This window comes from Pseudomonas sp. GW822-FHT01E03, from assembly GCF_058802985.1.
In genome coordinates this window covers 86965-100258 of sequence record NZ_JBXAOQ010000008.1, presented here as the reverse complement: position 1 = coordinate 100258, position 13294 = coordinate 86965, and the positions used below count along the sequence as shown (strand labels likewise).

13 protein-coding genes are annotated in these 13294 nt (G+C 60.8%); 8 read left to right on the top strand and 5 right to left on the bottom strand.

Annotated elements, in window-relative coordinates; genetic code table 11:
- The first annotated feature begins 81 nt into the window (after window positions 1-81).
- The 3 genes from AC1RP7_RS17545 to sthA all read left to right on the top strand — a co-directional run bounded on the left by AC1RP7_RS17545 (window position 82) and on the right by sthA (window position 4480).
- Complete coding sequence (locus tag AC1RP7_RS17545) at window positions 82-1545, top strand: glyceraldehyde-3-phosphate dehydrogenase (protein ID WP_090454111.1); 1464 nt, start codon at window positions 82-84, stop codon at window positions 1543-1545.
- 295 nt (window positions 1546-1840) lie between these two features.
- On the top strand, window positions 1841-2878 hold the full coding sequence (locus AC1RP7_RS17540; protein WP_493181824.1) for an FAD:protein FMN transferase: 1038 nt from the start codon (window positions 1841-1843) through the stop codon (window positions 2876-2878).
- Window positions 2879-3085: 207 nt separating this feature from the next.
- On the top strand, window positions 3086-4480 hold the full coding sequence (gene sthA, locus AC1RP7_RS17535) for a Si-specific NAD(P)(+) transhydrogenase (protein WP_007984277.1): 1395 nt from the start codon (window positions 3086-3088) through the stop codon (window positions 4478-4480).
- Between the two features lie 42 nt (window positions 4481-4522).
- Here the strand turns inward: sthA and AC1RP7_RS17530 are convergent, their stop codons facing one another.
- Both AC1RP7_RS17530 and AC1RP7_RS17525 read right to left on the bottom strand, forming a co-directional pair.
- A complete protein-coding gene (locus AC1RP7_RS17530) occupies window positions 4523-5245 on the bottom strand; it encodes a glycerophosphodiester phosphodiesterase (protein ID WP_057715645.1) in 723 nt (240 codons plus the stop codon).
- A 14-nt stretch (window positions 5246-5259) separates the two neighbouring features.
- Entirely contained in the window at window positions 5260-5841 is a 582-nt protein-coding gene (locus AC1RP7_RS17525; protein ID WP_429521335.1) for a PilZ domain-containing protein, read from the bottom strand.
- 94 nt (window positions 5842-5935) lie between these two features.
- On the opposite strand from AC1RP7_RS17525, the gene AC1RP7_RS17520 reads away from it, so the two are divergent.
- The 3 genes from AC1RP7_RS17520 (at window position 5936) to AC1RP7_RS17510 (ending at window position 9188) form a co-directional block, all read left to right on the top strand.
- Window positions 5936-7186 (top strand): lipoprotein-releasing ABC transporter permease subunit, encoded by a 1251-nt coding sequence (locus AC1RP7_RS17520; protein ID WP_493181826.1) that lies wholly within the window; start codon window positions 5936-5938, stop codon window positions 7184-7186.
- A 7-nt stretch (window positions 7187-7193) separates the two neighbouring features.
- Window positions 7194-7877, top strand: a complete 684-nt coding sequence (gene lolD, locus AC1RP7_RS17515) for a lipoprotein-releasing ABC transporter ATP-binding protein LolD (RefSeq protein ID WP_167362852.1) — start codon at window positions 7194-7196, stop codon at window positions 7875-7877.
- A 66-nt stretch (window positions 7878-7943) separates the two neighbouring features.
- Window positions 7944-9188 carry a lipoprotein-releasing ABC transporter permease subunit gene (locus AC1RP7_RS17510; protein WP_090454120.1) on the top strand — a complete coding sequence of 415 codons (1245 nt, stop codon included), beginning with the start codon at window positions 7944-7946 and terminating at the stop codon, window positions 9186-9188.
- Between the two features lie 106 nt (window positions 9189-9294).
- Here the strand turns inward: AC1RP7_RS17510 and AC1RP7_RS17505 are convergent, their stop codons facing one another.
- Both AC1RP7_RS17505 and AC1RP7_RS17500 read right to left on the bottom strand, forming a co-directional pair.
- Complete coding sequence (locus AC1RP7_RS17505) at window positions 9295-10644, bottom strand: heavy metal sensor histidine kinase (RefSeq protein ID WP_493181828.1); 1350 nt, start codon at window positions 10642-10644, stop codon at window positions 9295-9297.
- Window positions 10644-11324, bottom strand: a complete 681-nt coding sequence (locus tag AC1RP7_RS17500; RefSeq protein WP_057715640.1) for a heavy metal response regulator transcription factor — start codon at window positions 11322-11324, stop codon at window positions 10644-10646. The genes AC1RP7_RS17505 and AC1RP7_RS17500 overlap by 1 nt, the downstream gene beginning before the upstream one ends.
- Window positions 11325-11479: 155 nt before the next feature.
- Here AC1RP7_RS17500 and copI point away from each other — a divergent pair, with 155 nt between their 5' ends.
- Together copI and queF are read left to right on the top strand one after the other, a co-directional pair.
- On the top strand, window positions 11480-12001 hold the full coding sequence (copI, locus tag AC1RP7_RS17495) for a copper-resistant cuproprotein CopI (protein ID WP_429521333.1): 522 nt from the start codon (window positions 11480-11482) through the stop codon (window positions 11999-12001).
- Window positions 12002-12062: 61 nt separating this feature from the next.
- Entirely contained in the window at window positions 12063-12893 is an 831-nt protein-coding gene (queF, locus tag AC1RP7_RS17490; RefSeq protein WP_493181829.1) for an NADPH-dependent 7-cyano-7-deazaguanine reductase QueF, read from the top strand.
- Between the two features lie 51 nt (window positions 12894-12944).
- Here the strand turns inward: queF and AC1RP7_RS17485 are convergent, their stop codons facing one another.
- Window positions 12945-13208: a DUF4404 family protein gene (locus tag AC1RP7_RS17485; protein ID WP_057715637.1), complete on the bottom strand. Its 264-nt coding sequence runs from the start codon at window positions 13206-13208 to the stop codon at window positions 12945-12947.
- Window positions 13209-13294 lie beyond the last annotated feature (86 nt).

Here is a 13294-nt window from a genome sequence, read left to right as displayed (position 1 = left end):
TTGTTACGTAAAGCGCGACGGGCGCGCATTGCTACCGCTGTCACTCGGCGGCATAATGTAGCCCCTTTTTTCTGCCCCTACATGTGGAAGGTTCCCGTGACTCAGAAGCCCGACCAGTGTCTTGGTGAATGGATCGACCGTGAAGCACTCGCAGAAGCGATGATTCCGCTTATCGGTCAGCTCTACCGCAATAACAACGTGGTGAGCTCGATCTATGGCCGCAGCCTGATCAACCGCTCGGTGATTTCGATCCTCAAAGCGCACCGCTTTGCCCGTCATCGCCAGACCGACGAAACCGAACTCTCCGTCCACGAAACATTCCCGCTACTCAAGGCGATGAGCGAGCTCAAGCTCGGTGCCGCTTCGGTAGACCTGGGCAAGCTGGCGGCCAAATACAAGGCCGAAGGCAATGGCCGTAGTGCCGAGCAGTTCGTCCGTGAAGAGATGGCCGACGTGGTTGGCCAGCAGAACGCTTCCGCCCGCAAAGGCACCGACGTTGTCCTGTACGGCTTCGGTCGTATCGGCCGTCTGCTGGCGCGCATCCTGATCGAGAAAACCGGTGGTGGCGACGGCCTGCGTCTGCGCGCCATCGTGGTCCGCAAGGGCGCCGAGAACGACCTGGTCAAACGTGCCAGCCTGCTGCGTCGCGACTCGGTTCATGGCCCGTTCGATGGCACCATCACCATTGATGAAGCCAACAACACCATCACCGCCAACGGCAACCTGATCCAGGTTATCTACGCCAAGAGCCCGGCCGAAGTCGACTACACCCAGTACGGCATCGAAAACGCTCTGATCGTCGACAACACCGGTGTATGGCGTGACGCCGATGGTCTGGGCCAGCACCTGGCTTGCCCGGGCGCTGCCCGCGTAATCCTCACCGCACCTGGCAAGGGCGCGCTGAAGAACATCGTGCACGGCATCAACCACGGCGAAATCACCCCTGACGACAAGATCATCTCGGCCGCTTCGTGCACCACCAACGCCATCGTGCCGGTGCTCAAAGCTGTGAATGACAAGTACGGCATCGTCAACGGCCACGTCGAAACCGTTCACTCGTTCACCAACGACCAGAACCTGATCGACAACTTCCACAAGGGCAGCCGTCGTGGCCGCGCCGCGCCGCTGAACATGGTAATCACCGAGACCGGTGCCGCCACTGCAGCCGCCAAGGCTCTGCCAGTGTTGAAGGGCAAGCTGACCGGTAACGCGATTCGCGTTCCTACGCCGAACGTGTCGATGGCTATCCTGAACCTGAACCTGGAAAAGGCCACCACTCGCGAAGAGATCAACGAGTACCTGCGCCAGATGGCCATGCACTCGGATCTGCACAAGCAGATCGACTACGTCAGCTCCCAGGAAGTGGTTTCCACCGACTTCGTTGGCTCGCGCCACGCGGGCGTAGTGGACGCTGAAGCGACCATCACCCAGGATAACCGCGTTGTGCTGTACGTCTGGTACGACAACGAATTCGGTTACAGCTGCCAGGTGGTTCGCGTGATGGAAGACATGGCCGGTGTAAACCCGCCAGCATTCCCGCGCTAAGCCTTAGCTGCACATGAAAACGCCCCGGCCTTGGTCGGGGCGTTTTTGTTTGTGCTGCTTTTGTCTATTGGGGGATGTGTTGTTCGCACTGGCCTCATCGCGAGCAAGCTCGCTCCCACAGGGTATGGTGGTGTTTGCACGGTAGTGATCACGCCAGCTATCCAATGTGGGAGCGAGCTTGCTCGCGATAGCGGTCTGAGAGAGCTATCAATGCTGAATGTGATGGCCTCTTCGCGAGCAAGCCCGCACCCACGGTTCTATCGCATAATGGCTGGCCCTGGCGGTGTGTCAGGGGATGCATTGGGGAGCTCGGAAATTGTTGATCAGGTGGCAGAGGGTGGCATTTTTGCTGCTCGGCGCACTATCAGGCTGCGGCAACGACGACACTCTGGAGAGCTTCGGCGGCCCGACCATGGGCAGCACTTATTCGATCAAGTATGTGCGCCATGCCGACCTTCCGGCGCCGGACGAAGTCCGTGTCCAGGTCGAGCAGATCCTCGCTGACATTGACCGGCAAATGTCGACCTACCGCAGCGACTCGGACATCGAGCGCTTCAATGCATTGCCGGCCAACGGCTGTCAGGCAATGCCGGCGTCGATCCTCGAATTGGTCCGCGTGGGCGAGCAACTGTCAGTGCAAAGCGACGGTTCCTACGACCTGACGGTGGAGCCGTTGCTGAACCTCTGGGGGTTTGGTCCGCAGGCCCGCGGGGAAAAAGTCCCGACCGCCGACGCGCTCGCCGAAGTCCGCAAGCGCGTCGGTCACCAGCATTTGCGCATCGATGGTGACCGGTTGTGCAAGGACGCCGCCGTCGAGGTCGACTTCAACAGCATTGCCGCCGGTTATGCGGTGGACACGATTGCCGCAAGACTCGAGGCGATGGGTATCCATGACTACCTCGCCGAGGCCACGGGTGAGCTCAAGGCGTCCGGCAAGAAAGCTGACGGCTCGCCGTGGCGCATTGCCCTGGAAGAGCCGCGGGATGACCGGCATGTGGCGGAGCGGGTCATTGTTGTCGACGGCTATGGCCTGTCCACTTCCGGCGACTACCGGAATTATTTCAAGCAGGACGGACAGCGTTTTTCCCACACCTTCGATGCCCGCACCGGTGCGCCGGTCTCACACCCCCTGGCGTCCGTCACAGTGATTCATCCTTCTGCGTTGATGGCCGATGGCTTATCGACACTGTTGCTGATTCTCGGCCCGGAGCGCGGTTGGGACTACGCAGAAAAACACGATATCGGCGCATTTTTTGTGATTCGTGCCGATACAGGTTTCGTCACACGCAGCAGTCGCGCTTTTGAACGCCTCAGTGGCGAAAAAACCGAATGATTTCGGCGATTTGAGCATTGAAAACTGGCGTTGTAGCGCAGGCAAAAGTAGCCTACGACGCGACCAAGGGTTAATGTGCGCGGCGTTGACGCTTCTATAGACTGTGTCCGGGTTCTGCACTGGCCCCAAATTGTTCCTTCATGCCACGCATTGGCGTGATTTAGCCGCAGGTGCCGAGGGTGCCGCGGCCTGTTCTGAGGAGTACGCATGGCTGTCTACAACTACGACGTGGTGGTGTTGGGTTCCGGCCCGGCAGGGGAAGGCGCGGCAATGAACGCCGCCAAGGCAGGGCGCAAGGTGGCGATGGTCGATAGCCGTCGCCAGGTCGGCGGCAACTGCACTCACTTGGGCACCATCCCGTCCAAGGCACTGCGTCACTCGGTGCGGCAGATCATGCAGTTCAACACCAACCCGATGTTCCGGGCCATTGGTGAGCCGCGCTGGTTCTCGTTCCCGGACGTGTTGAAAAGCGCCGAGAAGGTCATCTCCAAACAAGTCGCTTCGCGCACCGGCTACTACGCCCGTAACCGCGTCGACGTGTTCTTCGGCACCGGCAGCTTCGCCGACGAGCAAACCATCGAAGTGGTCTGCGCCAACGGCGTGGTCGAGAAACTGGTGGCCAAGCACATCATCATCGCCACCGGTTCGCGTCCTTATCGCCCGGCGGACATCGATTTCCACCACCCGCGTATCTACGATAGCGACACCATCCTCAGCCTCGGCCACACCCCGCGTAAACTCATCGTTTATGGCGCCGGCGTGATCGGTTGCGAATACGCCTCGATCTTCAGCGGTCTGGGTGTATTGGTTGAGTTGGTGGACAACCGTGGGCAGTTGCTGAGCTTCCTCGACTCGGAAATTTCCCAGGCCCTGAGTTATCACTTCAGCAACAACAACATCACGGTTCGCCACAACGAAGACTACGACCGCGTCGAAGGCGTGGACAACGGCGTGATCCTGCACCTCAAGTCCGGCAAGAAGATCAAGGCCGACGCCTTGCTCTGGTGTAACGGTCGTACCGGCAACACCGATCAGTTGGGCCTGGAAAACATCGGCGTGAAGGTCAACAGCCGTGGCCAGATCGAAGTCGACGAGGCGTACCGCACCTGCGTGCCGAACATCTACGGCGCCGGCGACGTGATCGGCTGGCCGAGCCTGGCCAGTGCCGCCCACGACCAGGGTCGCTCGGCCGCTGGCAGCATCGTCGATAACGGCAGCTGGCGCTTTGTGAATGACGTGCCGACCGGCATCTACACCATTCCGGAGATCAGCTCGATCGGCAAGAACGAGCAGGAACTGACCCAGGCCAAGGTGCCGTACGAAGTGGGCAAGGCCTTCTTCAAGAGCATGGCGCGGGCGCAGATCGCCGGCGAGCCGCAAGGCATGCTGAAGATCCTGTTCCACCGTGAAACCCTGGAAGTGCTGGGTGTTCACTGCTTCGGTTATCAGGCGTCGGAGATCGTGCACATCGGTCAGGCGATCATGAACCAGCCGGGCGAACTCAACACGTTGAAGTACTTCGTCAACACCACGTTCAACTACCCGACCATGGCCGAGGCCTATCGGGTAGCCGCGTACGACGGCCTCAACCGGCTTTTTTGACGGGCTCCGGCCGGTGGCCTGAGCCGGCCGGGGAGACCGATTTCAGCAATTCTCGAGCGTGGCGGTGGCCAAACCGGGAAAGTCTGTAATCAGGCTGTCAACGCCGAAGTCGGCGAGTCTGCGCATCAGCGCGGGCTCGTTGACGGTCCATACCGACACATGCAGCCCCTGACGTTGCGCCCTTTGCAGGCGTTCCGGCGTGCACAGGGTCCAGTTCAGCGCCAGAATCTCACAGCCATAGCTGGCGGCGACCTTCAGTGGGTCAAGCCAGGCATACTCGGCCACCAGCCCGCGGGACACGTCCGGCACCAGTTCCAGCGCAGCCTTGAGCACTTCACGGGAACTCGAGGTGATGGTCACCTTGTCCATCAGACCATGACGCTGCACCATTTCGCGAATCGCCAGCACGGTAGTTGCGGCACGCATCCGTGATGCGCTTTTGACTTCCAGCTGCCAGTGATCGAAGTCGCATTGCTCGAACAGCTGTTCCAGCGTCGGAATCGGGCAAGGCTTGATCCAGCCCGGTCCACCCTTGCGTGCGTCATAGGTCACAAGCTCGGCCGCCGTGTGTTCGACGACCTTGCCGCGACGGTCGGTGGTGCGCTTGAGGGTCGGGTCGTGGATGACCATCAGCTCGCCGTCCATGGACAGGTGCAGGTCCAGTTCGCAGCGACGCACGCCGTGCTTGAGACATTCCTGAAAGCTGGTCAGGGTGTTTTCCGGTGCTTCGCCCTTGGCGCCGCGATGGCCGTAGATGAGGGTCACGGTTCTTCCTTAATTTAATTGCCTGATTCGAGTTGGTCGCGGGCCAGGCGTCGTTCCTGGGCCTGCTTTTGCAAGATGTGGCGGGCCAGCAGTTGGCGTTGGGCGTCGGTCAGGTGTTCGAACTCGGTGCCGACGTCATAGCCGTCGCCCTTGCGGTCGCAATGGGTGACGCGGGCGCGCAGCAGCAGGCCCAGGGCTTGCGGCATCAGCACCAGCTTGACCGACAGGTGTGCGCCGGTGGCAATGGGCGATGGATGCTGAAAGTCGATGCCGCCTTCGGAGATGATCACCGGCTGCGGTTCGCCGATCTGCCCGAGCGCGGTGATGGCGATCACCTGGCTCAGCAAGTCGATGCGTTTGTTCTGGGATTTGAGGAACGCCGCGAGGTTCCGGTCGCGTTCGCTGATCTGGCGCAACAGGTGTTGCGACTCGAATTCGCTCAGGTGCAGTTCGCTGAGCAAGTTGAAGAGTGGGGAAGCATCCTGCAACACTTCCTGGCCTGTGGCTTCAGTAGCGGACAGGGGCCGAATTTCCAGTGCGATCGTATCCTCGATACGGTAGTATTCGCGGCGATCTTCTTCATCTAATGTCGACATGGCGAACCCATGGTAGCGGCGGTGGTCTGAGTGTAAAGCTGGTTATCGACCCCCGCCACAAGGACGTTCCTTTTCCCTCCGAACAAGCCCCGACATGTTCAGACCTCTCTTCGTATTTATCGGCACGCGTTACACCCGTGCAAAGCGTCGCAATCATTTTGTGTCATTCATTTCCCTGACGTCGATGATCGGGCTCGCCCTTGGCGTGGTCGTGATGATCGTGGTGCTGTCGGTGATGAACGGCTTCGATCATGAGATGCGCACCCGCGTGCTGGGCATGGTGCCCCACGCGACCATCGAGTCCGGTGAGGCGATCAGCGATTGGCAAGGCCTGGCCGCGAAGGTCAAGCAGAACCCGCAGGTGACCGCCGTGGCGCCGTTTACGCAAATGCAGGGTTTGCTGACCAATAACGGCAAGGTCTCGAAAGTCCTGCTCAATGCCATCGACCCGGTGCAAGAGCGCCAGGTGTCGATCATCGATCAATTCATGACCCAGGGAAAACTCGACGACCTGGTGCCGGGTGAGTTCGGCATCGTCATCGGCGACAAGGCCGCGGCCAAGCTCGGTGCGGCCATCGGCGACAAGCTGACCTTCGTCGCGCCCGAAGTCACGGTGACCCCGGCCGGGATGTTCCCGCGCATGAAGCGCTTTACCGTGGTCGGCATCTTCCATGTCGGCGCCGGTGAGCTCGATGGCTATCTTGGCGTCACCAACCTGCAGGATCTGGCCCGGCTGCACCGCTGGAAACCGGATCAGGTCCAGGGCCTGCGCCTGAAGTTCGACGATCTGTTCCAGGCGCCGCGCACCGCGTGGAGCATCGCCCGCGACCTCGGCGAAGACCGCTACTACGCCCGCGACTGGACCCGCACCCACGGCAACCTGTACCAGGCGATCCGCATGGAAAAAGCCATGATCGGCCTGTTGCTGCTGCTGATCGTTGCCGTCGCTGCGTTCAACATCATTTCCACGCTGGTGATGGTGGTGAATGACAAGAAGGGCGACATCGCGATCCTGCGCACGCTGGGCGCCACACCGGGCACGATCATGCGCATGTTCATGGTGCAAGGCACTGTCATCGGCGTAGTCGGTACCGCGATCGGCGCGGTGGTCGGGATCTTCGCCGCGCTGAACGTCAGCGCCGCGATCTCGGCCCTCGAAGGCCTGATCGGGCACAAGTTCCTCAACGCCGACGTGTACTTCATCGATTACCTGCCGTCGCAGGTGCAGAGCCAGGACGTCGTAATGGTCTGCTCCGCGGCGTTGGTCCTGAGTTTCCTCGCCACCCTGTATCCAGCCTGGCGTGCCGCGCGCACCCAGCCTGCGGAGGCGCTACGTTATGAGTGAGTCGGGCATGAGTGATAAAGCAATCTTGAGCTGCCGCAGCCTGGGCAAATCCTACGAGGAAGGCCCGGAATCGGTGGAAGTGTTGGCCGGCCTGCAACTGGAATTGCACCCGGGCGAGCGTGTGGCGATTGTCGGCAAGTCGGGCTCGGGCAAAAGTACCTTGCTCAACCTGCTGGGCGGCCTCGATACACCGACCAAGGGCAGCGTCTGGCTCGACGGTGAAGAACTGTCGGCGCTGAGCGAGAAGAAACGCGGCCTGCTGCGTAATCGCGCCCTCGGCTTCGTGTATCAGTTCCACCACCTGCTGCCGGAATTCACCGCCCTGGAGAACGTCTGCATGCCGTTGCTGATCGGCAAGACCGCGATCCCCGAAGCGCGTCAGCGTGCCAAGGCGTTGCTGGAGCGGGTAGGGCTGGGACATCGCCTGGAGCACAAGCCGGCCGAACTGTCCGGTGGTGAGCGTCAGCGCGTGGCCATCGCCCGCGCCCTGGTGAACAATCCGGGCCTGGTGATGCTCGACGAGCCGACCGGCAACCTCGATTCCCACACCGCCCAGGGGATCCAGGACTTGATGCTGGAGCTCAGCACCTCGATGCGTACGGCGTTCCTGGTGGTGACCCACGACATGAACCTCGCCCGCCAGATGGACCGCGTCCTGCACTTGCAGGAAGGTTGCCTGACTCCCATCTAACGGATTGAAACCCGACGCGACCGAAAGGTGCGTCGGGTCTTATATTTTTATACGGTGCCCCAGCGAATGTTCAGACCGTTATCGATCTTTATCGGCACGCGCTATACCCGCGCCAAGCGCCGCAATCGCTTTGTTTCCTTCATCTCGATGACCTCGATGATCGGCCTCGCCCTCGGCGTGCTGGCGATGATCGTGGTGCTGTCGGTGATGAACGGCTTCCAGCGCGAAATGAGCTCGCGCATCCTTGGCATGGTGCCGCACGCCACCATCGTCGGCGTGAACCCGATTGACGACTGGAAGCCCGTGGCGGCGGCCGCGATGAAAAACCCGGAAGTGACGGCGGCGGTGCCGTTCACCGAGATGGAGGGCATGCTGTCCTACAAGGGCACGATGCAGCCGATCCAGGTCAGCGGTGTCGACCCGGCGCTGGAAGGCCAGGTGTCGATCGTTGCCAAGCACATCGTTCAGGGGAGCCTGGAAGCCCTGAAGCCGGGCGAATTCGGCGTGGTGATCGGGCAGATCACGGCGCGCCGCTTCCGCTTGAACGTGGGCGACAAGATCACCTTGATCGTGCCTGAGGTCAGCAATGCGCCGGGCGGCATTACCCCGCGCATGCAGCGGCTGAATGTGGTCGGCGTGTTCAAGGTCGGTGCGGAACTGGACGGCACCATGGCGCTGATCCACATGGCCGATGCCGCGCAGATGCAGCACTGGGAGCCGAATCAGGTGCAGAGCGTGCGCCTGGCGGTGAAGGACTTGTATGCCGCGCCGCAAGTGTCGAACGACATCGCCACGGGACTGGGCGCCGCCTACAAGGCTGACGACTGGACCCACACCCAGGGCAGCCTGTTCAGCGCGATGAAGATGGAAAAAACCATGATCGGCCTGCTGTTGCTGATGATCGTCGCGGTGGCGGCGTTCAACATCATCGCGACCCTGATCATGGTGGTGAACGACAAGGGTGCGGACATCGCGATCCTGCGCACCATCGGCGCCACGCCACGGCAGATCATGGCGATCTTCGTGGTGCAGGGCACGGTGATCGGCATCGTCGGCACCTTGATTGGCGGTGTATTGGGCGTGATTGCCGCACTGAACGTCAGCCAGATCGTGGGCTGGATCGAGCGGGTCAGCGGGCAGCACATCTTCAGTTCCGACGTGTACTTCGTCAGTAACCTGCCGTCTGAGTTGCAAGGCGCGGATGTGGCGCTGATCTGCACGGCGGGGTTTGTCATGAGCTTCCTGGCCACGGTTTACCCGGCCTGGCGTGCGGCGAAGATCGAGCCGGCTCATGCACTTAGATATTCGTAACCAGTAACACCGCCATCGCGAGCAAGCTCGCTCCCACAGTAGATCTGAGTCAACTCGGTCAACTGTGGGAGCGAGCTTGCTCGCGATGGGGCTGTACCTGCCGGCCTCAATCCCCCCTTGGCAACTCGATCACAAACCGCGTCCACCCATTCTCCGATTCGCAACGAATCTGCCCGCCATGGGCACGGATGATCGACTGGGTGATCGCCAGTCCCAGTCCCGCATGTTCGCTACTGCCTTCACGACGCGCAGGATCGGCCCGGTAAAACCGGTCAAACAAGCGCGGCAATAGATCTTTGGAAATCTGTTGGCCCGTGTTTTCAACGGTCAGGCGCAACTCTTTTGGCTGATCGACGATTCGCACCCGAACCTCGCCATCGATCGGCGTGAAACGCAGTGCGTTGTCCAGCAGGTTCGACAGTGCCCTGCGCAACATGCTGCGGTCACCTTCGATGCGGGCATTGCCGTCACGACTCAGTTTTACCTGCGCGTCTTCCGCCAGCGGCGCAAAAAACTCCAGCAGCAGATCCGTTTCCTGTCCCAGTTCCAGCGGTTCGCGCTTGGGGATTAACAGTCCATGGTCAGCCTTGGCCAGATAGAGCATGTCGTTGACCAGTTGCGCCATCCATTGCAGCTCTTCGAGGTTGCTGTGCAGGGCTTCGCGGTAGTCCTCGATGGGGCGAGGGCGGGTGAGGGTGACCTGGGTGTGGGTCAGCAGGTTCGACAATGGCGTGCGCAGTTCATGGGCAATGTCGGCGGAGAAGGCCGACAGGCGCTGAAACGAGTCGTCGAGGCGTCCGAGCATGGCGTTGAAGTTGTGGGCCATTTCCGCCAGTTCCGGTGGCATGTTTTCTTCAGGTAGTCGCGAGTTCAGCGATTGCGCGGAAACACCGCTGGCCACCGCGCTGATCCGCCTTAACGGGCGCAAGCCGCTGCGTGCCGCCCAGGCGCCCAGCAGTGCGGTGGCCAGGGCTGACAGGCCGACGGTCAGCCAGATCAAATGCTGCATGCGTTGCAGAAAGTGCTGGTGATGGGTGATGTCCAACAGCAGAGTCAGTTGCGGTGACTCGGGTTTGTCCGCGAAAAGCGGTGCATTCAGGACGCGGTAATCTGTGCCTTCATGGCTCACCGTCGACAATCCGGACCGGCGCGGCAGTGCCTGGGGAATGTTGGTCGAACTGTCATACCAGCGCTGGCCGTCGCTGCCGGTGATTCGCAGGGACAGGTCAGCCTGCCGGCTCAACTCCTCGGCCAGTTTCACTTCGCTGTCACTCGACTGTAAGTCGTGCAGGGCCCGACGCAAGCCAATCAGCTTGCCGTCCAGCAGTTGCTGGTCGAGTTCAACGAAGTGCGCCTCGCTGGCGCGGCTGAACAGCACCCCGGCGAACAACGACACCACGGCGGTGCATGCGGCAAACAGGAGCGCCAGGCGGCTGCTCAAGGAGAGACGGCGCATCAGGCGGGGCGCTCTTCAAGGACGTAGCCCATGCCGCGTACGGTATGGATCAGCTTGTTGGGGAATTCATCGTCGATCTTCAGGCGCAGGCGACGGATCGCCACCTCGATGACATTGGTGTCGCTGTCGAAATTCATGTCCCAGACCTGGGACGCAATCAGCGACTTGGGCAGGACTTCGCCCTGGCGGCGCAGGAGCATTTCCAGCAGGGCGAATTCCTTGGCGGTAAGGTCGATACGCTGGCCGCTGCGTTCGACCCGGCGCCGGATCAGGTCCAGGCGCAGATCGGCCAGTTGCAGGCTGGTCTCCTGCGGCGTGGTGCTGCCGCGACGCAACAGGCTGCGGACCCGGGCCAGCAGCTCGGAGAAGGCAAACGGCTTGACCAGATAGTCATCGGCGCCCAGTTCGAGGCCGTGAACCCTGTCCTCCACGGCGTCACGGGCGGTCAGAAAAAGTACCGGCGTGTCCAGGCCGGCGCTGCGCACCGCTTGGAGAATTTGCCAGCCATCACGACCCGGCAGCATCACATCAAGAATCAGCAGGGCATATTCGCCGCTGAGGGCCAATTGCTGACCGGTGTTGCCGTCGGCCACCAGTTCGGTGTTGAACCCGGCCTCGGTCAGGCCCTGGCGCAGATAATGGCCGGTTTTCGGTTGGTCTTCGACGATCAGCAGTTTCATGGGCGACTCATGGCAAGTGGAACGAAGGCTTTATACCGTGGGCAGCATTCGCACAGGGCAACCTGACAAAGTTGTAATCTGGCTGTCAGGTTACGGGCAGTGGCAGCAGTTTAGAGTTTTGCGCATGCTGAGCCTTAACTTGTTGGAGTATGACGATGTTTTTACGCAAATCCGTGGCGCAAATCCTGTGTTTGCTGGCGCTGAGTTCACCGGTGTGGGCAGACGCCGGGCATACCTACGATTTCGGTCAACCGGCCTCGGCGGCCAAGGCGACCCGCAGCATCGAGATGGAGATGGGGGACATGTCCTTCACGCCTAAGTCCCTCGATATCAAGGCCGGGGAAACCGTGCGCTTCGTGCTGGTCAATAAAGGCCAGTTGCTGCATGAGTTCAACTTGGGGGATGCGGCATTGCACGCCAGGCACCAGCAGGAAATGTTGCAGATGCAACAGAGCGGCATGCTGGCGCCAACCGGTATGAAGGCAATGGCCGGCATGGATCACAGCAAAATGGACCACGGCATGAAGCATGATGACCCCAACAGCGTGCTGGTGGAACCGGGCAAGACCGCCGAGCTGACCTGGACCTTCAGCAAGGCCACCAGCCTTGAGTTTGCCTGCAATATTCCCGGTCATTACCAGGCCGGCATGGTCGGCAAACTGACTGTCAGTCAGTAAGCACTCAAAGGCGGGAGCAAAGGCTGATAGAATCCGCTGATTCTTCAGTCAGGTTTCCGCCATGCATCCCGCAGCCGAACACTCGCCGCTGGGCAAGTCCAGCGAATACATCGCCACCTACACGCCGTCCTTGCTGTTCCCGATCCCGCGCACCGCGAAGTGGGCGGAGCTGGGCCTGACGGCGCAAACCCTGCCGTACAAAGGCGTGGACTTCTGGAACTGCTTCGAGTTGTCCTGGCTGCTGCCGTCGGGCAAGCCGGTGGTGGCGATCGGCGAATTCAGCATTCCGGCGGATTCGCCGAACATCATCGAGTCGAAGTCGTTCAAGCTCTACCTCAACTCCCTGAACCAGACGCCGTTTGCCGATACCGCGAGCCTTGAGGCGACGCTGGTCAAGGACTTGTCGGCGGCTGCCGGCAAGCCGGTGGGTGTGCGCATTCGCAGTCTCAAGGATGTCGAGAGCGAAGGCGTCGTGGTCTTGCCGGGCGTGTGCATCGATGAACTGGATATCAGCGTCAGCAACTACGAGCATCCACGGCCGGAACTGCTGCGTTGCGATGATTCGCGCATTGTCGAGGAGAGCGTGCACAGCCATTTGCTCAAGTCCAACTGCCCGGTCACCAGCCAGCCGGACTGGGGCAGCGTCGCGGTGGAGTACCGTGGCGCGGCGCTGGATCATGCGAGCCTGCTCGAGTACATCGTCAGCTTCCGCCAGCACTCGGACTTCCATGAGCAGTGTGTAGAGCGGATCTTTCTCGACCTGCAGCGGTTGCTCAAGCCAGAGAAACTGACGGTGTATGCGCGTTATGTGCGTCGTGGCGGGCTGGATATCAACCCGTATCGCAGCACTGAAGAGGTGCAGCTGCCGAACCATCGCCTGGTCCGTCAGTAACGAAACCCTGTAGGAGCGAGCAAGCTCGCTCCTGCAAAGGCATTGTTGGTTTCAGATCCCCATGTTGGCCAAGGCCTGTCCTATGTTGCGCAGGGTGCCGGCAAGGGTAGGGTGTTCGAGCTCGAAGCGTTCCACGGCCAGGTTGACGCCATCGGCGAGGCTGGAATCCTGTGTTTTGGTTTCGAGTTCAAGCTTCAACTCGATCTGTTGCATCAGTTCGTTCAACTCTGCGCGTTCGGCTTCGGACAATGGAGGATTCTGTTCCAATTGCTCGCGCAGGGCATTGAGCTGTTCTTGCAGTTCGCGGGCAGGCATGGCGTTCTTCCTTCTTTTATCGATAGGCACTGGCATAGACCATGGCGGCAGGCCAAAGGTCGATGTCTGACCTTTAGATTAATCCA

What these genes read in the sequence shown, in the direction of transcription:
- AC1RP7_RS17545 (WP_090454111.1), top strand. Translation starts at nt 82, where the DNA reads ATGTGGAAGGTTCCCGTGACTCAGAAGCCCGACCAGTGTCTTGGTGAA.
- AC1RP7_RS17540 (WP_493181824.1), top strand. Translation starts at nt 1,841, where the DNA reads ATGCATTGGGGAGCTCGGAAATTGTTGATCAGGTGGCAGAGGGTGGCA.
- sthA (WP_007984277.1), top strand. Translation starts at nt 3,086, where the DNA reads ATGGCTGTCTACAACTACGACGTGGTGGTGTTGGGTTCCGGCCCGGCA.
- AC1RP7_RS17525 (WP_429521335.1), bottom strand. Translation starts at nt 5,841, where the DNA reads ATGTCGACATTAGATGAAGAAGATCGCCGCGAATACTACCGTATCGAG.
- AC1RP7_RS17520 (WP_493181826.1), top strand. Translation starts at nt 5,936, where the DNA reads ATGTTCAGACCTCTCTTCGTATTTATCGGCACGCGTTACACCCGTGCA.
- lolD (WP_167362852.1), top strand. Translation starts at nt 7,194, where the DNA reads ATGAGTGATAAAGCAATCTTGAGCTGCCGCAGCCTGGGCAAATCCTAC.
- AC1RP7_RS17510 (WP_090454120.1), top strand. Translation starts at nt 7,944, where the DNA reads ATGTTCAGACCGTTATCGATCTTTATCGGCACGCGCTATACCCGCGCC.
- AC1RP7_RS17505 (WP_493181828.1), bottom strand. Translation starts at nt 10,644, where the DNA reads ATGCGCCGTCTCTCCTTGAGCAGCCGCCTGGCGCTCCTGTTTGCCGCA.
- AC1RP7_RS17500 (WP_057715640.1), bottom strand. Translation starts at nt 11,324, where the DNA reads ATGAAACTGCTGATCGTCGAAGACCAACCGAAAACCGGCCATTATCTG.
- copI (WP_429521333.1), top strand. Translation starts at nt 11,480, where the DNA reads ATGTTTTTACGCAAATCCGTGGCGCAAATCCTGTGTTTGCTGGCGCTG.
- queF (WP_493181829.1), top strand. Translation starts at nt 12,063, where the DNA reads ATGCATCCCGCAGCCGAACACTCGCCGCTGGGCAAGTCCAGCGAATAC.
- AC1RP7_RS17485 (WP_057715637.1), bottom strand. Translation starts at nt 13,208, where the DNA reads ATGCCTGCCCGCGAACTGCAAGAACAGCTCAATGCCCTGCGCGAGCAA.